The sequence below is a fragment of the Aquaspirillum sp. LM1 genome, assembly GCF_002002905.1.
Classification (GTDB): Bacteria; Pseudomonadota; Gammaproteobacteria; order Burkholderiales; family Aquaspirillaceae; genus Rivihabitans.
In genome coordinates this window covers 44,985-64,042 of the sequence record NZ_CP019509.1, presented here as the reverse complement: position 1 = coordinate 64,042, position 19,058 = coordinate 44,985, and the positions used below count along the sequence as shown (strand labels likewise).

Sequence of the window (19,058 nt, the reverse complement as noted above, 5' to 3'; positions counted from 1 at the left end):
TCACTCCTCCCCCACTACCTCCATACCGCGAAACACCGAGCAGCGCACAAACACCGCGTTATCCGGGGCCAGTTGCTTCTGGTTGCAGTATTTGGCCACCAGCTTGGCCAGGCCCTTGATATCGCGCCCGGTGGCCGCCGGAAACCGTTTGGCCAGCTGTTCAATCTGGGCGGCGGGCAGGTTCAGGCCAAACTGTTCGCTCATCACCGCCCAGATCCGGCAGCGGTCTTCGTGTTTGGGCGGATGAAACTTGATCATGGCAATGCAGCGCGACACGATGGCTTCGTCGATGTCGTCCACCCGGTTGGTGGTCAGGAACAGCAGGCCGTTAAAATATTCCAGCACCCGCAGGAACACCCCGACCACGGCGTTCATGGTGATATTGTCATCGCGGCGCTTGATGTACACATCAGCTTCGTCGATCAGCATCACCGCGCCCCAGCGCTGGGCGCGGGTCAGCACGTCTTTCAGCGCAGTTTCCATCGCTGCCACATTCAGCCCCAGCTGGCCGGAATGCACCCGGTACAGCGGGCGCTGGATGATCTCCGAATACACCTCTGCCGTCAGCGTTTTACCCACCCCGGCTGGCCCGGCGCACAGCACCGTGGTGCCCCCCGACTTGCCGGCGACAATATCATCCATCAGCACGTCCATCTCGGCAGTCAGAATGTCGATCAGGTCGGTTTGCTCCGGCGGCAGCACCAGCTTGGTTTTCAGCTCCGGCTGGTAGGCGTAGGGCTGCATATCGTCCACATGCACCCACACATAATGGTGCAGGTCGAGGTGGAACATTAAAATATAAAAATGCACCGGCAGTTCGGTGAACATGCCCTTGGGAATCGCCGTTTGTGCGTCTTCCACCTCGGCTTCTTCCTTGCCGCTCAGCCGTGAATTGCGCGCCACCCGGCGGACAAACTTGCTGAGAATATCCCCGGTGGCGTCCAGCGCCAGCGGACGCTCGTTCAGAATTCCCTCGTCGTTGACCAGCCGCGCCGGGCTGCCGGTGGACGACAGGATGATTACATCCTTGCGCGCATAATCGGTATCCCGGTGGGTGGCGGTGGGGTTATCGGCAAAGTAGCCCACGCCGCGTCCGGAAAACTGCTGGCCATAGCGCGCGCGCCAGTCAAAATAACGTGCGGCGCATTCGTCGTAGCTGCTGAGCAGGTCCGGGGTTTCCTTGACAAAGCCCTTGGCGGCCAGAATTTCGGCAATGGTGCGGTTGGCAATGTCAGGGGCGCTGATTCGCACCGTGGCGGTGGCCAGCCGTGCCTTGGCATTGGCTTTCAGCTCAATGAACACCTTGCCGGTTTCCTCGTCCGATGGCGGGGTAAAGTCCAGCCGGGTGACCACATACGCCAGCGGCTTGCCCGTCACCTGTGCCGAAAACAGCCAGCCACGGCTGGCGTCGGTCATCAGGTAACGCGCCAGCGCCGGCACCAGCAGTTCCAGATTGTCCGGGTCAAATATTGGCCCGCCGCTGGCCAGCGCCTGGCGCAAGGTATGCAGCTGCGCCGCCTGCGCGCGCAGGAACACCCCACCCTGCCGATAACGCGCAATCAGCGCCTCCAGCTCGTCAGGCTGCAACTGGTTGAACGCCACCTCCACCCGGTTGCCAAAGCGCAGCTGCTCGCGCAAATCCGCCAGACGCGGAAACTGCCCGATCAAGGCTTCAATATGCGCGCGTTCGATATGTAGCTTCATGGGGTGCCTCAGGGTTGGATACCAGAAACACCGGGTGCAGCGAGTTTTGTGCCAGAAGAATTATCCCGTTGAAACAGTCGCTTGGCCAAAACCAGGCGAACAGAGGATGTCGGATTGATGACAGCGGCGGGAAAAAAGCGCGGCCAGGTGCCGCCGCACAGGACCGCTAGGGACGCGCTGATTGATTCAGAAAAATCGTGTTGTCAGACGATTTTTGCCGCCGATTCCCTGCACTACCCATCACAAAAGGGCAAGCCCTGCTCAGGCTTGCCCTTTTGTGATGGGTAGTGCGTCGTGTCTTGCGCTTACTTCTTGCGTTGCGGCGGCAAGTCGGTGCAACTGCCGTGCGCCACTTCGGCGGCCATGCCGATGCTCTCGCCCAGGGTCGGGTGAGCGTGGATGGTTTTGCCAATGTCGGTGGCGTCGCAGCCCATTTCGATGGCCAGGCAAATTTCGCCCAGCATGTCGCCGGCGTGGGTGCCGACGATGGCCCCGCCAATCACCTGATGGGTGTCGGCGTTAAAGATCAGCTTGGTAAAGCCTTCGTCGCGGCCATTGGCAATCGCCCGGCCAGACGCTGCCCACGGGAACACGGCTTTTTCGATCTTGATGCCGTCGCGCTTGGCAATTTCTTCGGTGACACCCACCCAGGCCACTTCCGGGTCGGTGTAGGCCACGCCCGGAATCACCCGTGCGTCGAAGTAAGACTTCTGGCCGGCGCAGTTTTCTGCCGCCACATGCGCCTCGTGCACCGCCTTGTGCGCCAGCATCGGTTGGCCAACCACGTCGCCGATGGCGTAGATATGCGCTACGTTGGTGCGTTGCTGTTTGTCCACTTCGATAAAGCCACGGTCGGTGACCGCCACGCCAGCGTTTTCCGCGCCGATCAGCTTGCCGTTGGGTGCGCGGCCAGCGGCCACCAGCACCAGGTCGTAGCGCTGTGGCTCAGCCGGGGCCTTGGCACCTTCAAACGTCACGTAGATGCCGTCTTCCTTCGCTTCAACCGCCACGGTCTTGGTGCTGGTCATGATGTGGTCGAAGCGGTGTTCGTTCATCTTCTGCCACACCTTCACCAGGTCGCGATCCGCGCCCTGCATCAGGCCATCCAGCATTTCCACCACGTCCAGGCGTGCGCCCAGGGTGGAGTACACCGTGCCCATTTCCAGGCCGATGATACCGCCGCCGATGATCAGCATTTTCTTCGGCACGGACTTCAATTCCAGTGCGCCGGTGGAATCGACAATGCGCGGATCTTGCGGGATAAACGGCAGGTTTACCACGCGGCTGCCGGCGGCGATGATGGCGTTGTTGAACTTGATCACCTGCCTGGCACCGGTCTTGTCCTGGCCTTGGCCGTCGGTGGTTTCCACTTGCAGGTGATGCGGGTCGAGGAAGCTGCCCACGCCGCGCACGATCTGCACCTTGCGCGCCTTGGCCATGCCGGCCAGACCGCCGGTAAGCTTGCCGATGACTTTTTCTTTGTAGCCGCGCAGCATGTCGATGTCGATTTCCGGCTCGGCAAACTTGATGCCATTGGCGGCCAGATGCTTGACTTCGTCGATCACGGCGGCGTTGTGCAGCAGCGCCTTGGACGGGATGCAGCCCACGTTCAGGCACACGCCACCCAGCGTGCTGTAACGCTCGACCAGCACCACTTTCAGGCCCAGGTCGGCGGCGCGGAAGGCGGCGGAATAGCCGCCAGGGCCAGCACCGAGCACCAGCACATCGCATTCCACGTCGGCGGTGCCACTGTGGCTGGCGGCCACTGGCGCGGCAGCCGGGGCAGGGGCGGCTTTGGCTTCGGCGCTGGCGGCAGCAGCGGCAGCCGGTGCAGCAGCGGCGCTGGCACCGGCTTCGATCAGGGCGATGACATCGCCTTCGCTGACCTTGCTGCCCACGGCCAGTTTCAACTCCTTGACCACGCCGGCGGCTTCTGCCGGCACGTCCATGGTGGCCTTGTCGGTTTCCAGGGTAATCAGCGAGTCGTCTTTGCCCACGCTGTCGCCCACTTTAATAAATACCTCGATCACGTCCACATTGTTGTGGCCGCCAATGTCGGGGACTTTCAGTTCAATCAGAGTGCTCATGGTGTTCCCAATCTGTAGGGCGGGGCGGGCCGCTGGCCGGCCCCGCGAAGGCGGATGGCCGCTGTCGGGCTGCCTGGCGGTGGCCGGCAGCCCTGTGCAAAGAGGCGGGAGACGCGCTTCTTACAGAATCAGCCGGCGGACATCCGACAACAGCTTGCCCAGATACACGGTAAAGCGTGCCGCAGCGGCACCGTCGATCACCCGGTGGTCAAACGACAGCGACAGCGGGCACATCAGGCGCGGGGCAAATTCCTTGCCGTTCCACACCGGCTTGATCTGGCTCTTGCACACGCCCAGGATGGCCACTTCCGGCGCATTCACAATCGGGGTGAAGCCGGTGCCGCCAATGCCGCCCAGCGACGAGATGGTGAAGGTGGCTCCCTGCATGTCGGTGGGCTTGAGCTTGCCGTCACGGGCCAGCGCCGACAGGTCGGTCAGTTCCTTGGCGATTTGCTTGAGGCCCTTCTTGTCGGCGTCCTTGATCACCGGCACCACCAGCCCATTGGGCGTATCGGCGGCAAAGCCGATATGGTAGTACTGCTTGAGCACCAGGTTGTCGCCGTCCAGCGAGCTGTTAAAGGTGGGGAAGGCTTTCAGTGCTTCGGCGGCCGCCTTGATGATGAAGGCCAGCGGGCTGATCTTCAGACCGGACTTTTCCCATTCCTTGCCGATGCTCTTGCGGAAGTCTTCCAGCTCGGTGATGTCGTACTCGTCATTGAAGGTGACGTGCGGAATCATCACCCAGTTGCGCGCCAGGTTGGCCCCGGAGATTTTCTGGATGCGGGAGAGCGGCTTGGTTTCAATCGGGCCAAACTTGGCGAAGTCCACCTTCGGCCACGGCAGCAGGTCCAGACCCACGCCCGAGCCAGCCGGGGCCGCCGGGGCGGCAGCGGCAGTCAGCGAGCCGGCCATCACGCCCTTGACGAAGGTTTTCACGTCTTCATCGGTAATCCGGCCCTTGCGGCCAGAGCCGCTGACCCGGCCCAGATCTACGCCCAGCTCGCGGGCCAGACGGCGCACGGATGGACCGGCGTGGGCTTTGGCAAAGCCGGCTTCGTTGACTGTGCTGGCCACGGCAGCGGGTGCCACCGCCGCCGGAGCAGCGGCGACCGGCGTAGCAGGCGCAGATGCGGCAGCGGCGGGCGCAGCCACGGGAGTCGCCGCCGGGGCCGCTGCCGGAGCCGCCTCGCGGCTGGCCACGGTGACAATCAGCGCGCCTTCGCTGACCTTGTCACCCACCTTGACTGCCACGGCGGTGATGGTGCCCGCCGCAGTGGCTGGCACGTCCATGGTGGCCTTGTCGGTTTCCAGGGTAATCAGCGTGTCATCCAGCTTGATCTCGTCGCCCACTTTCACGGCCACGTCGATCACATCCACATTGCTGTGGCCGCCGATGTCCGGCACCACGATAGTCACGCTGGCGCTGGCTGCCGGGGCTGGGGTCACCGCTGCCGCTGGCGCGGCAACGGCAGCTGGCGCAGCGGCCACTGGCGCAGCAGCAGCAGCCACTGCGCCGGCTTCCACCAGCACCACCACATCGCCTTCGCTGACCTTGCTGCCCACGCCAATCTTCACTTCCTTGACCACCCCGGCCACGGTGGACGGCACGTCCATGGTGGCCTTGTCGGTTTCCAGTGTCACCAGGGCGTCGTCCACCTTGATGCTGTCGCCCGGCTTGACGAATACTTCGATGACATCCACGCCGCTGTGGCCGCCGATGTCGGGGATTTTGACTTCAATCAGATTGCTCATGTTCTTGTCCTTGTCGCACGTCGTCCGGGGTTACACCAGCCAGGAGGCCGGTTTGTCGGCGTCGATGCCATAGCGGGCAATCGCTTCGGCCACGCGCGAGGCCGGCAGTTTACCTTCATCGGCCAGCGCCTTGAGCGCCGCCACGGCCACGTAGTAGCGGTCCACTTCAAAGAACTTGCGCAGGTTCTGCCGGCTGTCGGAACGGCCAAAGCCATCGGTGCCCAGCACGGTGTAGCGGCCCGGCACAAATTCGCGCACCTGGTCGGCGTAGGCGCGGATGTAGTCGGTGGCGGCCACAAACGGGCCGTTGCGACCGCTCAGGCTGGCAGTCAGGAACGACTGACGGGCAGTTTCGGTCGGGTGCAGCAGGTTCCAGCGCTCGGTTTCGCGGCCATCGCGGTTGAGCAGGTTGAAGCTGGTCACGCTCCAGACATCGGAGGCAATGCCAAAGTCGTTGCGCAGCAGGTCGGCAGCGGCTTCCACTTCGCGCAGGATGGTGCCCGAGCCCATCAGTTGCACCTTCACTTCGGCCTCGCCGCCATCCTTGAGCAGGTAAATGCCCTTGAGGATGCCTTCCTCGCTGCCCGCCGGCAGCGCCGGGTGCGGGTAGTTTTCGTTCATCAGGGTGATGTAGTAGAACACGTCTTCCTGTTCCACATACATGCGGCGCATGCCGTCCTGCAGGATCACCGCCAGTTCGTGGGCGTAGGTCGGGTCGTAGCTGATGCAGTTGGGGATCAGGCCGGCCTGGATATGGCTGTGGCCGTCTTCGTGCTGCAGGCCCTCGCCGTTCAGCGTGGTGCGGCCAGCGGTGCCGCCCAGCAGGAAGCCGCGTGCGCGCAGGTCGCCCGCTGCCCAGGCCAGGTCGCCAATGCGCTGGAAGCCGAACATCGAGTAGTAGATGTAGAACGGAATCATCGGGATGCCGTGGTTGGCGTAGCTGGTGGCGGCAGCAATCCAGCTCGACATCGCGCCCGGCTCGTTGATGCCTTCCTGCAGCATCTGGCCGTCTTTGGATTCCTTGTAGAACATCAACTGGTCGGCGTCCTGCGGCACGTAGTTCTGGCCTTGGGTAGACCAGATGCCGTACTGGCGGAACATGCCTTCCATCCCAAAGGTGCGCGATTCATCCGGCACAATCGGCACAATCTGGCGGCTGATATTCTTGTCTTTCAGCAGGGTGCCCAGCATGCGCACAAAGGCCATGGTGGTGGAGAATTCGCGCCCTTCGCTGTCCTTGAGCATGGCGTCAAACGCATGCAGACCCGGCACGGTCATCGGTGCCTTCACCGGCTTGCGCGCCGGCAGGTAGCCGCCCAGCGCGGCGCGGCGGGCGTGCATGTACTGCATTTCCGGGCTGTCATCTGCCGGCTTGTAGTAAGGCACGCTTTCCAGCTGGTCGTCCGGAATCGGGATGCCAAAGCGGTCGCGGAACAGGCGGATCGACTCGAGATCCATCTTTTTCGCCTGGTGGGCAATATTCATCGCCTCGCCAGCGCGGCCCATGCCGTAGCCCTTGATGGTCTTGGCCAGAATCACCGTCGGACGGCCATTGGCGTTGTGGGTGGCTTCATGGTAAGCCGCATATACCTTGTGCGGGTCGTGGCCACCCCGGTTGAGCGCCCAGACGTCGTCGTCGGACATATTGGCTACCATCTCGCGCAGCTCGGGGTACTTGCCAAAGAAATGCTCGCGCACGTAAGCGCCATCCTTGGACTTGATGGTCTGGTAGTCGCCGTCCACGCATTCTTCCATGCGCTGCTTGAGCAGGCCGTGGGTGTCCATGGCCAGCAGCGGGTCCCAGCGGCCACCCCAGATGACTTTCAGCACATTCCAGCCCGAGCCACGGAATTCGCCTTCCAGCTCCTGGATGATCTTGCCATTGCCGCGCACCGGGCCATCCAGGCGTTGCAGGTTGCAGTTGACCACAAAAATCAGGTTGTCCAGCCCTTCACGGGCGGCCATGCCGATGGCGCCCAGCGATTCCGGCTCGTCCATTTCGCCGTCGCCGCAGAACACCCACACCTTGCGGCCCGGGGTGCGCGCCAGACCACGGCTTTCCAGATATTTCAGGAAGCGGGCTTGATAAATCGCCATCAGCGGGCCCAGGCCCATCGACACGGTGGGGAACTGCCAGAAGTCTGGCATCAGCCACGGGTGCGGGTAGGAGGACAGGCCCTTGCCGTCCACTTCCTGACGGAAACTGTCCAGGTCTTCTTCGCTGAGGCGGCCTTCCAGAAAGGCGCGGGCATACATGCCCGGTGCCGAGTGGCCCTGAATGTAGATCAGGTCTCCTTCCTGTTCGTCATTGGGCGCGCGCCAGAAGTGGTTGAAACCGACGTCGTACAGGGTGGCAGCAGACTGGAAGCTGGCAATGTGGCCGCCCAGTTCCAGGTTTTTCTTGCCGGCGCGCAGCACCAGGGCGGCGGCGTTCCAGCGGATGATCGAGCGGATGCGGTGTTCGAGTTCATGGTTGCCGTGCGAGCGCTGTTCCTTGCCCACCGGGATGGTGTTCAGGTAGGCGGTGGTGGCGGTAAACGGCAGGTAGGCCCCGCGACGGCGGGCCTTGTCGATCATTTTTTCCAGCAGATAGTGCGCGCGTTCCGGGCCATCGGCGGCCAGGACGGATTCCAGCGCATCGACCCATTCTTTGGTTTCCAGCGGGTCAATGTCGTTCGGCAATGTTGGGTTTACCATGTCTCCACCTCTTGAGCGATAGGGGGTTTGGCTGCGGGCACGATGGGTGCCGGCGCGGCCGGGTTGCGGGCTGGTTGCCCGTCGAATGTTTGAAAACGAACAGAAACGATCAGAAAAAACCGGATTCTGCCTCCCCTCCAGAACCACGCTCGCCCAGTCAATCCACAGATTTGGCGCAAAAGTGCTTCTGGATGTCCGATTTTGAACACATAGCATTCGTTTGAGCAAATAAATAATCCAATTTGCTTGCGCAAAGGCAAATTGTTGCGCCGCATCATGTTGTTTTTTGTACACGAGCGCGCGCAAATTTCGTTATAGCGCGAAAAACCGGCCATTTCATCCGGGTAAACCCGCATGGGCCGGATCGGAGCCGGAAAGGATAAAAAGCACGCCGGCCTGCCAGAGGCAAGCCGGGAGGGGGAGAAACAGAGAAAAACTGGTGCGCAGTTCAGTCGTTCAGCGCCGCCAGTCGCGCCTCCAGCTGCGGGCGCTCGGCCTGGCTGCGCGCCTGCACGCTGTCCAGCAAGGTTTTGACTGCCGGGCGCAATGTCAGTCCGCTGGCGCGCTGGCCCAGCAGTGCCAGGGCATCGTGGTGGTTGAGCATGGCGTGCAGATACTGGCGCTCGGCTTGCGCCCGTGAGGCGCTGCCCGGTTCGGGCAGGCGCGGCAGGTAATCGCTGGGAGGCCGGTCGGGCAGCTCGCTCAACCAGCCGCGCAGGGTGCGCAGCTCGCCAGCATGCAACTGCACGCTGCGCTCCAGGCTGCGGCGGGCGGTGCGGTCGCGGGTCAGCGGCAGCAGGGTCATGGTCTGGTTCAAATGGTCTTCGTGCAGTGCGGCCAGAATCACCAGCACATCGGCTTCGCCGTTCAGCGTGCGCAGCGCCGGGCTGGCTGGCGTGGTCGGGCCGTTGTTGTCAGTTTGGGTCTGGGTGGGGGGCAAATCGCCGGGCAATGAGGCCGGGGCGGTGTCGGCGTATGCGCTGGCACTGGCCAGCAGCAGGGTGGCCAACGCCAGCCAGCGGCGGGGGGAGCTGAATACAAGCATGAACACTCCGGGCTTGCCGGCCCGTGAGGCCGGCGGCATGATGGGTTCTGTTATGAACCGGCAAGCGGATAAATGTTCCCTGCCCTGCGAGCGTAAACACATGACCGAATTCGTTTTTGACCACAGCCCGGCGCGCCGGGACAGTGACAGCACCAAATGGCAAAAATACGCAGACCGTGACGTGCTGCCAATGTGGGTGGCCGATATGGACTTTGCCAGCCCACCCGCCGTGCAGGCGGCGCTGGCCGAGCGGGTGGCGCATGGGGTGTATGGTTACCCCGACCCGCTGCCCGGCGTGGTGGCGGCGGTGACCGACTGGCTGCAGCGCAGCTATCAATGGCAGATCGACCCGGCCTGGCTGGTGTGGCTGCCTGGCCTGGTGTGCGGGCTGAACGTGGCCTGCCGCAGCGTGGGCCAGGCTGGCGACGCGGTGATGACCGCCACCCCGGTGTATCCGCCGTTCATGTCCGCACCACGCCTGTCTGGGCGCACGCTGATTACCGTGCCCATGCAGGACACCGCCGCTGGCTGGCAGTGGGACTGGGCCGCCGCCGAAGCGGCGCTGACCCCGAGCACTCGCCTGCTGATGTTGTGCCATCCGCATAATCCGGTCGGTCGGGTGTTCGACCGCGCCGAGCTGGATGCGGTGACCGAGTTTGCCCGCCGGCACGATCTGGTGGTGTGCTCGGATGAAATCCACTGCCAGCTGATTCTGGACCAGGACCGCCAGCACCTGCCGTTTGCCAGCCTGTCGGCAGACGCCGCCGCGCGCAGCATCACCCTGATGGCCCCGTCAAAAACCTATAACGTACCCGGCCTGGGCTGCGCGTTTGCCATCATTCCCGACGCTGGCCTGCGCGCCCGCTTCAGCCAGACCATGCGCGGGATTGTGCCGGGGGTGAACCTGTTTGGCTTTGTCGGCGCACAGGCGGCCTACGGCGATAGCCCGGACTGGCTGAACAGCCTGCTGGCGGTGTTGCGGCGCAATCGCGATCGGGTGGAGGCAGTGCTGGGCCAGCTGGAGGGCATGCGCGTGACCCACAGCCAGGGCACCTATCTGGCCTGGATTGATGTGCGCAGCAAGGGCTGGGCCAACCCGGTGGCCGAATTTGAAGCTGGCGGGGTGGGGCTGTCTGATGGGGCAGACTTTGGCTTGCCCGGCTATGTGCGGCTGAACTTTGGCTGCCCCCTGGCGCAACTGGAAGAAGCGCTGGCGCGCATGGTGGCGGTATGGGAAAAACCTCACCAGTAAGATGGTATTACCAATTATGCTGCAGCGCATGATGTCGGCTGGCGAATTTTGCGGTATAGATAAGAAACAGTGACCAGAGGCCATCCGTATAAATGGCCCGTTGTACACTCAAACCAGCGATGAAATAGACACCAAGGAGAAAAACGTGGAACGTCGTGCCTTTCTGAAACAAGCCGGTGTTGCCGGCGTAGCTGCCGCCGCCGTGGCTGCACCGGCCATTGCCGCTGAACCGCAAATCCGCTGGCGGCTGGCGTCCAGCTTCCCGAAAAGTCTGGATACCATCTATGGCGGGGCTGACGTGCTGGCCGACCGGGTACGCGAACTGACCGACGGCAAGTTTGACATCCGCGTGTTTGCCGGTGGCGAAATTGTCCCCGGCCTGCAAGTGCTGGATGCCGTCAGCAATGGCACGGTGGAAATTGGTCACACCTGCAGCTACTACTATGTGGGCAAGAACAAGGCCTTTGGTTTTGACACCTCAATGCCGTTTGGCCTGAACGCCCGCCAGCAAAACGCCTGGATGCAGTTTGGCGGCGGCGACAAGCTGATGGCCGAGCTGTTTGACCAGTACAAGATCATCGCCCTGGCCGGCGGCAACACCGGCACGCAAATGGGCGGCTGGTTCCGCAACCCGGTCAAAAGCCTGGCTGACCTCAAGGGCCTGAAAATGCGCATTCCCGGCATCGGCGGCGAGCTGATGGCCAAGCTGGGCGCGGTGCCGCAAACCATTGCCGGCGGTGATATCTACCCGGCGCTGGAAAAGGGCACCATCGACGCCACCGAATGGGTGGGGCCTTACGATGATGAAAAGCTGGGCTTTTTCAAAATCGCCAAAAACTACTACTACCCAGGTTTCTGGGAACCGGGCCCGCAAATCACCTTCATGATCAACAAGGAGCAATGGGCCAAGCTGCCCAAGGCCTATCAGGCCGCGCTGAAAGCCGCCGCTGCCGAAGCCAATGTGACCATGCAGGCCGAGTACGACCACAAAAACCCGCTGGCGCTGGGCCGTCTGCTCAAGCAGGGCGTCAAGCTGCAGGCTTACCCGAAAGACATCATGGTGGCAGCGCAAAAGGCTGCTGAAGAGCTGTACGCCGAAGAATCGGCCAAAAATCCGCTGTTCAAGAAGATCTACGCCTCCTGGCTGCCGTACCGCAACACCCAGTCGCGCTGGTTCAGCGTGGCAGAAGGCGCCATGGACCGCTTCACCCAGTCTTCTCCGCTGAAGTAAGCACCGACGACCCGACGCAAGCCAACGCGACCGCCATCCCCGGTCGCGTTGTTGTCTGCGTCGATCTGGCACCTGCCGCCCGAATCGGGCGGCAGGCCATCCTGGTTACCCATGAGGTACGTTAAATGATTCAAGCTGCCCTGCACCTGTCGCGCGCGATTGACGCGGTGAACGACAGAATTGGCCGCTGGAGCATGTGGCTGATTCTGGTCATGACCCTGCTCAGCGCCGGCAATGCCGTGATCCGCAAATTGTTTGATTTCAGTTCCAATGCGCTGCTGGAAGCGCAATGGTATATGTTCTCCGCCGTGTTTCTGCTGTGCGCCGGCCATGCGCTGCTGCACAACGAACATATCCGCATTGACCTGCTGTCTGCCCGCTACGACCCGCGCACCCGCGCCTGGATGGAGCTGTTGGGCACGCTGGTGTTTTTGTTTCCGGTGGTCGGCCTGGTGCTATGGCTGGGCACGCCGTATTTCCTCACCGCGCTGAACAACCACGAAATGTCGGCCAACCCTGGCGGGCTGATCCTGTGGCCGGCCAAAATGCTGCTGCCGCTAGGCTTTGCCCTGCTGTGGCTGCAAGGCTTGTCGCAAGCCATCAAGCAAATCGGCTTTTTGTGCGGAGCCAGCCCCGACCCGGCACACAAGGGCGACGAACTGAGCGCCGAACAGGCATTGATCGAAGAACTGCGTCGCCGCGAAGAAGCTGAAGCGGCAAGCAAACTGCAAGGAGCGCACCATGGCTAATGTCTCTGCTGCCCCGGTGGCCCCAGCCAGCGCGCTGCGCTTCATGCCCTGGGTATTTGCCGTGCTGTCGGCGCTGATCCTGACCCTGGTGGGGTCGGCCATCATGGGCGTGTCGGTCAGCGACCTGCTTGGCCACGACAGCGCCGCCCGGCACTTTTTGTCCAGCAATCTTGCGCCGGTGATGTTTGCCTCGATGGTGCTGTTCTTGCTGCTGGGCTACCCGGTGGCGTTTGCCCTGTCGGCCAACGGCATTGTGTTTGGCCTGCTTGGCATCGACCTGGGCCTGCTGCAGCCGTCGCTGTTCAACGCCATGCCCGACCGCATCTGGGGGGTGATGAACAATGACACCCTGCTGGCGATTCCGTTCTTTACCTTCATGGGCCTGGTGCTGGAGCGCAGCGGCATGGCCGAAGACTTGCTGGACACTGTCGGGCAGATTTTCGGGCCGATTCGCGGCGGTATTGCTTACGCGGTGATTCTGGTGGGGGCCATGCTGGCCGCGACCACCGGCGTGGTGGCCGCCAGCGTGATCTCGATGGGGCTGATTTCCATGCCCATCATGCTGCGCTATGGCTACGACCGCCGGCTGGCCTCAGGGGTGATTGCCGCCTCAGGCACCCTGGCGCAGATCATCCCGCCCTCGCTGGTGCTGATTGTGATGGCCGACCAGTTGGGTCGTTCGGTGGGTGACCTGTACAAGGGCGCGTTCATCCCTGGCTTCATCCTGACGGCGATGTACGCGCTGTATGTGTTTGCCTGCACCGTGCTGCGCCCGGACCTGGCCCCGGCCCTGCCGCCGGAAGCGCGTTCGCTGCGCGAGCCCAACGGTGCCTCCGGCAACCGCTCGCTGGGCGTGCTTACCCTGATTGCCGTGGTCACGGGCGTGCTGTTTGCCAAGCAATACCCGGACAACCACCCGCTGGATGAAACCATTGTGGTGTCCATCATGGTCGGCATTGGCGTGGCCTTTGTGCTGGCGCTGGCCAACCGCCAGTTCAAGCTGGGCCTGTTGTCGCAGATTGCCGAAAAAACCACCTTTGTGCTGATTCCACCGCTGGGGCTGATTTTTCTGGTGCTGGGCACCATCTTTGTCGGCATCGCCACCCCCACCGAAGGTGGTGCCATGGGTGCCACTGGTGCCATCATCATGGCCTTGTCGCGCAAGCGGCTGGACATGGCGCTGCTCAAGCAGGCGATGTACAGCACCGCCAAGCTGACCACCTTTGTGCTGTTCATCCTGGTGGGTGCGCGGGTGTTCAGCCTCACCTTCTATGGTGTGGATGGCCATGTGTGGGTGGAGCATCTGCTGCATGACCTGCCCGGCGGCCAGATTGGCTTTCTGATTGTGGTCAACCTGCTGGTGTTTGGCCTGGCCTTCTTCCTCGACTTCTTCGAGCTGGCCTTCATCGTGGTGCCGCTGCTGGCCCCGGTGGCCGACAAGCTGGGGATTGACCTGGTGTGGTTTGGCGTCTTGCTGGCGGTGAACATGCAAACCTCGTTCATGCACCCACCGTTTGGTTTTGCCCTGTTCTACCTGCGCAGCGTGGCCGCCACCAAGGATTACACCGACAAGGTGACCGGCAAGTTGATCGAACGGGTGAAATCCAGCCAGATCTACTGGGGAGCCGTGCCGTTTGTGCTGATCCAGATGGCCATGGTGGGGGTGCTGATTGCCTTCCCCGGTATTGTCACCATGGGGCTGGACCAGGCAGTGGACACCACCGGCGCAGAACTGACCCAGGAACTGCAAATCAACCCGGACGCCAATCAGGACGCCCTGCCGCCCGCCAGCCTGGAGGGCGAGGCCCCCGCCGCGCCAGCGGACGAACCGGCCCCGGCGTTTAATGCTGGCGACTTTGCCGGCAACGACGCCGCCCCGGCAGCAGCCAAACCGTAACGCTATTTTTCTCACCCCGCCGGGGGCAGCGCAGGCTGCCCCCGTTTGCCATCAAGGTTTTGCCCATGCTCACCCTGTACACCTGGGGCACCCCCAACGGACGCAAAGTGTCCATCCTGCTGGAAGAACTGGGCCTGAGTTATCAGGTCGAGCCAGTGAATATTCTCACCGGCGAACAACACAGCCCAGCGTTTCGGGCGATCAACCCCAATGGCAAGATCCCGGCGCTGGTTGACAGCGAGGGTCCGGATAGCGGGCCGATCAGCGTGTTTGAATCAGCGGCGATCATGCAGTATCTGGCAGAAAAACATCAGCGCTTCTTGCCAGCCAGCGGCGCGGCCCGCTATGCGGTATTGCAGTGGCTGATGTTCCAGATGGGCGGCTTTGGCCCGATGCTGGGCCAGGCGCACCACTTTTTGCGCTTTGCCCCCGAGCCGGTGCCTTACGCCATGGAACGCTACCGCAGCGAAACGCGCCGGCTGTATGGCGTGCTCGACGCCCAGCTGACAGGCCGCGACTATGTGGCCGATGACTATTCGATTGCCGACATGGCGCTGTACCCCTGGGCATGCCGGCATGAATGGCAGGAGATCGACCTGGCCGACTTTCCGCAAGTGGCCCGCTGGATGGCCACCCTGGCCGCCCGTCCGGCAGTGGCGCGCGGCATGGCCGTGCCGACGGCGTAAGGCCGCCGGTTTAGGCATGAGCTCCACCTCACTTGTCGTTCCCGCGCAGGCGGGAACCCAGGCCGTGACACAGCGTGCGCCGTGGGCGTTGAGCGTAACGTGGTGGTCGTGGAACTCGCACCTGCTGCACGCTGTGGATGCCTCTGGATTCCCGCCTGCGCGGGAATGACGGGGTGGAGTGCGGCGGGTGGTTCGCGGTGAAAATGCAAGACAAAGCTTTGTTTTAAAATAACAAATAGAGATGCCAGACGTCAGTTAACTCACATATGCCCTTGCGTTTCGAGGTGATGGGTGACCAGACCTCTTTCGGTATGAGCCTCACCTCACTTGTCGTTCCCGCGCAGGCGGGAACCCAGGCCGTGACACAGCGTGCGCCGTGGGCGTTGAGCGTAGCGTGGTGGTCGTGGAACTCGCACCTGCTGCACGCTGTGGATGCCTCTGGATTCCCGCCTTCGCGGGAATGACGGGGTGGAGTGCGGCGGGTGGTTCGCGGTGGCAAGGCAAGGCAAAGCTTTGTTTTAAAATAACAAATAGAGATACTCGACGTCAGCTTGCTCACATGTACCCTTGCGTTTCAAGGTGATGGGTGACCAGACCTCTTTCGGTATGAGCCTCACCTCACTTGTCGTTCCCGCGCGGGCGGGAACCCAGGCCGTGACACAGCGTGCGCCGTGGGTGTTGAGCGTAGCGTGGTGGTCGTGGAACTCGCACCTGCTGCACGCTGTGGATGCCTCTGGATTCCCGCCTTCGCGGGAATGACGGGGTGGGGCGTGGCGGGCAGCTCACGGTGAAAATGCAAGACAAGGTTTTGTTTTAAAATAACAAATAGAGATGCCCGGCGTCAGTTTGTTCTCATGTGCCCTTGTGGTTCAACGTGACTGACTATTAGGCCATGGCTCAGCCAGGATTAGGGGGCGCTACCCGGCCCGGCCAGGTGCTCGGCCAAAAAGTTCACCAAGACCCGCACCCGATGCGGAATCTGCTTGTTGCCTGGCAGCATGGCGTAAATGCCCAGCGCCGGCATCGGGTAATCGGCCAGGATTTCTTCCACCCGCCCGGCCTGGAGAAAGTCGTCGATAATAAATTCCGGCTGGCAGGTAATGCCCATCCCCTGTGCAGCGGCTTCGGTCAGTACCGCGCCATTGTTGGCGGTTAGCCGGCTGCGCACGGCCACCTGTAACGGTTGGCCATTCACTTCAAATGCCACGGTGCTGTTGGATAGGGTATAACCAAGAAACGCATGGTGGGCCAGCTCCTGCGGATGCAGTGGGCGGCCATGGCGGGCCAGGTAGTCTGGCGAGGCCACCATCTGCATGCGGCACGCGCCCAGTTTGCGCACCACATCCCCCGCCGCCAGCTGGCGGGTGACCCGGATCGACAGATCAATCCCTTCCTCAATCAAATTCATGCGCCGGTCGCTGTAATCCATATCCAGCGTGACTTCCGGATACTGTCGGGCAAACACCAGCAGCAGCGGTGCCAGCCGTTTCAAGCCAAAGCTGAAGGGCAGGCTGATGCGAATTGCCCCGCGCGGGGTGTGCTGTTCGCTGGCGATATCGGTTTCGGCGGCTTCCACCAGGTTCAGGATCACTCGGCATTTTTCCAGATAGGCAGCGCCTGCCGAGGTCAGCGTCAGGCTGCGCGTGCTGCGCGCCATCAGCTTGCAGGCCAGATGGCTTTCCAGCGCGGCAATTTGCCGGGTCACCACCGAACGCGCCACGCCCATTTGCTGGGCAACGGCGCTGAAACTGCCCAGTTCGGCAACCCGGACAAACAGATGCATGGCGGCCAGACGGTCCATTGTTGCACTTTCAGCAATAGTGATTTCTGGATTGTCGGCTATTTTGCTGCGAAAAAACAGCCTACAGTACAGTCATTCCCTCACGCAGCACGAAACGAGACCGCCATGACTGCCCCTCTGCCCAGCCTGTTTGTTCCGCATGGCGCGCCCACTTTTGCGCTGACACCAGGCGCAGCCGGGGCGGCCCTGCGCGAACAGGCCGCTGCCCTGCCCCGCCCGCGTGCCATCGTCATGGTCAGCGCCCACTGGGACACCGCCATGCCCACCGTGGGCGTGGCCGGCAAGCTCGACACCATTCACGACTTCTGGGGATTTCCCGAGCCGCTGTATCGGCTGAACTACCCGGCTAGCGGCTGCCGCGAGGCGGCCAATGAAGTGATTGAGGCGATTGCCGCCGCCGGCCTGCCGGTGGCCTGCGACGAACAACGCGGGCTGGACCATGGCGGCTGGATTCCGCTGCGGCTGATGTATCCGGACGCTGACGTGCCGGTGATTCCGTTGTCGCTGCAAAGTCAGGGCGGCCCGGCGCAGGCGCTGCGGCTGGGGCAGGCGCTGGCCGGGCTGGCGCAACGCGGTTTTCTGGTGATCGGTTCGGGTAACCTGACCCATAACCTGCGCGACTTTCAGCGCGCCTATGCCCAGGGCGGCGGCGTGCCGGCGTATGTGCGGGAATTTACCCAATGGCTGGCTGAACGCGCTGCCGCTGCCGACCTGGACGCCCTGCTGGATTACCGTGCCCAGGCCCCTGGCGGCGCACAGGCCCACCCCAGCGACGAACATCTGCTGCCGTTTTATGTGGCGCTGGGTGCCGCCGGCCCAGCTGCCGAAGCCCGCCGCTTTCATGCCGGCGTGGACGATTACGTGATTGCCATGGATGCCTATGCCTTCTGGCCTCGCTCCAGCACCTGAACCCGGCCAGCGCTCAGATGGCGGCAAGCCACCCGCTTGCCCGCCCCGTTCGCTGCCCTGCCCCTACCCGGAGGAATGACCATGAACACTGCTTACACCCCGATTGCCAAAGCCCTGCACTGGCTGATGGCTGCCCTGCTGCTGGGCCTGCTCGGCCTGGGCCTGTATATGAGCGACTTGCCGTTGTCACCAGCCAAGCTGCAGTTGTATGCCTGGCACAAATGGGCCGGGGTGACCGCCTTTTTGCTGCTGGCGCTGCGCCTGTTCTGGCGCGCCACTCACCGCCCGCCCGCGCTGCCGGCCAGCATGCCCAAGGCCATGCAGTACGCCGCGCATCTGGGCCATCTGGCGCTGTACGGCCTGATGCTGGCCATCCCGCTCAGCGGCTGGCTGATGAGTTCGGCCAAGGGGTTTCAAACCGTTTACTTTGGCGTGCTGCCGATTCCCGATCTGCTGGGCAAAAACCCGGATCTGGGCGAATGGCTGGCCGAGCTGCATGAAGCACTCAACCTGCTGCTGATGCTGACGCTGGCGGGTCATGTCGGCGCGGCACTCAAGCATCATTTTATTGATCAAGACGATATTTTGCGCCGGATGCTGCCGAAGTCATCCCGCGATCAAGCCTGAATTGTGACTTTTCTGGAGACATACTGATGAAAACCCTGACCCTGCTGGCCGCCTTGCTCAGTGCCGCCTATGCCCAGGCCGCTGAATACAGCCAGGTGAACCCGGCGCAAAGCGCTATCCAGTTTTCCTACCAGCAAATGGGGGTGAAGATGGACGGCAAGTTCAAGAAATTCACCAGCCAGCTGAGTTTCGACCCGGCCAAGCCGGCCAGCGCCAAGGCGGTGTTTGATGTCGAGCTGGCCAGCGTGGACGCGGGTTCCAGCGACGCCAACCAAGAGGTTGCCGGCAAGGCCTGGTTCAACAGCAAGACCTTCCCGTCCGCCCGCTTTGTGTCCACCGCAGTCAAGCCGCTGGGCGGCAACCGCTACGAAGTGGCTGGCCAGCTGAGCATCAAGGGTCAGACCCGCGACGTGCTGGTCCCCGCCACCTTCACCACCCAGGGCAATGCCGGCGTGTTTGATGGCACGTTTACCCTGCGCCGTGGCGACTTCAGCATCGGCGAAGGCGCGTGGGCCAAGTTCGATATTGTCGCCAACGATGTCCAGGTGCGTGTTCGCCTGCACGCCAGCAGCAAATAAGCGCGTGATGTCCGCCATGCGGCACACAGAGTACCCCACTGAT

15 protein-coding genes are annotated in these 19,058 nt (G+C 62.6%); 8 read left to right on the top strand and 7 right to left on the bottom strand.

Going from position 1 to position 19,058, the window contains the following annotated elements:
• From BXU06_RS00245 to BXU06_RS00225, 6 genes are all read right to left on the bottom strand, one after another.
• The gene (locus tag BXU06_RS00245) at positions 1-1,704 is read right to left on the bottom strand and encodes an ATP-binding protein (protein ID WP_077295956.1); all 1,704 of its coding nucleotides are present in this window, start codon (positions 1,702-1,704) and stop codon (positions 1-3) included.
• Positions 1,705-2,009: 305 nt separating this feature from the next.
• Positions 2,010-3,791, bottom strand: a complete 1,782-nt coding sequence (gene lpdA, locus BXU06_RS00240; RefSeq protein ID WP_077295955.1) for a dihydrolipoyl dehydrogenase — start codon at positions 3,789-3,791, stop codon at positions 2,010-2,012.
• Between the two features lie 120 nt (positions 3,792-3,911).
• Complete coding sequence (aceF, locus tag BXU06_RS00235) at positions 3,912-5,543, bottom strand: dihydrolipoyllysine-residue acetyltransferase (protein ID WP_077295954.1); 1,632 nt, start codon at positions 5,541-5,543, stop codon at positions 3,912-3,914.
• A 30-nt stretch (positions 5,544-5,573) separates the two neighbouring features.
• On the bottom strand, positions 5,574-8,240 hold the full coding sequence (gene aceE, locus BXU06_RS00230; RefSeq protein WP_077295953.1) for a pyruvate dehydrogenase (acetyl-transferring), homodimeric type: 2,667 nt from the start codon (positions 8,238-8,240) through the stop codon (positions 5,574-5,576).
• A complete protein-coding gene (locus BXU06_RS17150) occupies positions 8,234-8,596 on the bottom strand; it encodes a hypothetical protein (protein WP_150125046.1) in 363 nt (120 codons plus the stop codon). The genes aceE and BXU06_RS17150 overlap by 7 nt, the downstream gene beginning before the upstream one ends.
• A 92-nt stretch (positions 8,597-8,688) precedes the next feature.
• Positions 8,689-9,285, bottom strand: coding sequence for a hypothetical protein (locus BXU06_RS00225; RefSeq protein WP_077295952.1), 597 nt, complete (start codon positions 9,283-9,285; stop codon positions 8,689-8,691).
• 100 nt (positions 9,286-9,385) lie between these two features.
• On the opposite strand from BXU06_RS00225, the gene BXU06_RS00220 reads away from it, so the two are divergent.
• The 5 genes from BXU06_RS00220 to BXU06_RS00200 all read left to right on the top strand — a co-directional run bounded on the left by BXU06_RS00220 (position 9,386) and on the right by BXU06_RS00200 (position 15,100).
• Complete coding sequence (locus BXU06_RS00220) at positions 9,386-10,537, top strand: MalY/PatB family protein (RefSeq protein ID WP_077295951.1); 1,152 nt, start codon at positions 9,386-9,388, stop codon at positions 10,535-10,537.
• Between the two features lie 145 nt (positions 10,538-10,682).
• A complete protein-coding gene (locus BXU06_RS00215) occupies positions 10,683-11,768 on the top strand; it encodes a TRAP transporter substrate-binding protein (protein WP_077295950.1) in 1,086 nt (361 codons plus the stop codon).
• 125 nt (positions 11,769-11,893) lie between these two features.
• Positions 11,894-12,517, top strand: coding sequence for a TRAP transporter small permease subunit (locus tag BXU06_RS00210; RefSeq protein WP_253189490.1), 624 nt, complete (start codon positions 11,894-11,896; stop codon positions 12,515-12,517).
• Entirely contained in the window at positions 12,510-14,414 is a 1,905-nt protein-coding gene (locus BXU06_RS00205) for a TRAP transporter large permease subunit (RefSeq protein WP_253189489.1), read from the top strand. The genes BXU06_RS00210 and BXU06_RS00205 overlap by 8 nt, the downstream gene beginning before the upstream one ends.
• 65 nt (positions 14,415-14,479) lie before the next feature.
• Positions 14,480-15,100 carry a glutathione S-transferase family protein gene (locus tag BXU06_RS00200; RefSeq protein WP_077295949.1) on the top strand — a complete coding sequence of 207 codons (621 nt, stop codon included), beginning with the start codon at positions 14,480-14,482 and terminating at the stop codon, positions 15,098-15,100.
• 907 nt (positions 15,101-16,007) lie between these two features.
• On the opposite strand, the gene BXU06_RS00195 is transcribed toward BXU06_RS00200, so the two are convergent.
• Positions 16,008-16,901, bottom strand: coding sequence for a LysR family transcriptional regulator (locus tag BXU06_RS00195; protein ID WP_077295948.1), 894 nt, complete (start codon positions 16,899-16,901; stop codon positions 16,008-16,010).
• Between the two features lie 105 nt (positions 16,902-17,006).
• Here BXU06_RS00195 and BXU06_RS00190 point away from each other — a divergent pair, with 105 nt between their 5' ends.
• From BXU06_RS00190 to BXU06_RS00180, 3 genes are all read left to right on the top strand, one after another.
• On the top strand, positions 17,007-17,810 hold the full coding sequence (locus tag BXU06_RS00190) for a class III extradiol ring-cleavage dioxygenase (protein ID WP_077295947.1): 804 nt from the start codon (positions 17,007-17,009) through the stop codon (positions 17,808-17,810).
• Between the two features lie 81 nt (positions 17,811-17,891).
• Positions 17,892-18,437 carry a cytochrome b gene (locus tag BXU06_RS00185; RefSeq protein WP_077295946.1) on the top strand — a complete coding sequence of 182 codons (546 nt, stop codon included), beginning with the start codon at positions 17,892-17,894 and terminating at the stop codon, positions 18,435-18,437.
• A 26-nt stretch (positions 18,438-18,463) separates the two neighbouring features.
• Entirely contained in the window at positions 18,464-19,015 is a 552-nt protein-coding gene (locus tag BXU06_RS00180; protein ID WP_077295945.1) for a YceI family protein, read from the top strand.
• Positions 19,016-19,058 lie beyond the last annotated feature (43 nt).

Bases quoted from the DNA above. Each gene is read 5' to 3' on its own strand.
- BXU06_RS00245 (WP_077295956.1), bottom strand. From the start codon at position 1,704: ATGAAGCTACATATCGAACGCGCGCATATTGAAGCCTTGATCGGGCAG.
- lpdA (WP_077295955.1), bottom strand. From the start codon at position 3,791: ATGAGCACTCTGATTGAACTGAAAGTCCCCGACATTGGCGGCCACAAC.
- aceF (WP_077295954.1), bottom strand. From the start codon at position 5,543: ATGAGCAATCTGATTGAAGTCAAAATCCCCGACATCGGCGGCCACAGC.
- aceE (WP_077295953.1), bottom strand. From the start codon at position 8,240: ATGGTAAACCCAACATTGCCGAACGACATTGACCCGCTGGAAACCAAA.
- BXU06_RS17150 (WP_150125046.1), bottom strand. From the start codon at position 8,596: ATGCGGGTTTACCCGGATGAAATGGCCGGTTTTTCGCGCTATAACGAA.
- BXU06_RS00225 (WP_077295952.1), bottom strand. From the start codon at position 9,285: ATGCTTGTATTCAGCTCCCCCCGCCGCTGGCTGGCGTTGGCCACCCTG.
- BXU06_RS00220 (WP_077295951.1), top strand. From the start codon at position 9,386: ATGACCGAATTCGTTTTTGACCACAGCCCGGCGCGCCGGGACAGTGAC.
- BXU06_RS00210 (WP_253189490.1), top strand. From the start codon at position 11,894: ATGATTCAAGCTGCCCTGCACCTGTCGCGCGCGATTGACGCGGTGAAC.
- BXU06_RS00205 (WP_253189489.1), top strand. From the start codon at position 12,510: ATGGCTAATGTCTCTGCTGCCCCGGTGGCCCCAGCCAGCGCGCTGCGC.
- BXU06_RS00200 (WP_077295949.1), top strand. From the start codon at position 14,480: ATGCTCACCCTGTACACCTGGGGCACCCCCAACGGACGCAAAGTGTCC.
- BXU06_RS00195 (WP_077295948.1), bottom strand. From the start codon at position 16,901: ATGGACCGTCTGGCCGCCATGCATCTGTTTGTCCGGGTTGCCGAACTG.
- BXU06_RS00190 (WP_077295947.1), top strand. From the start codon at position 17,007: ATGACTGCCCCTCTGCCCAGCCTGTTTGTTCCGCATGGCGCGCCCACT.
- BXU06_RS00185 (WP_077295946.1), top strand. From the start codon at position 17,892: ATGAACACTGCTTACACCCCGATTGCCAAAGCCCTGCACTGGCTGATG.
- BXU06_RS00180 (WP_077295945.1), top strand. From the start codon at position 18,464: ATGAAAACCCTGACCCTGCTGGCCGCCTTGCTCAGTGCCGCCTATGCC.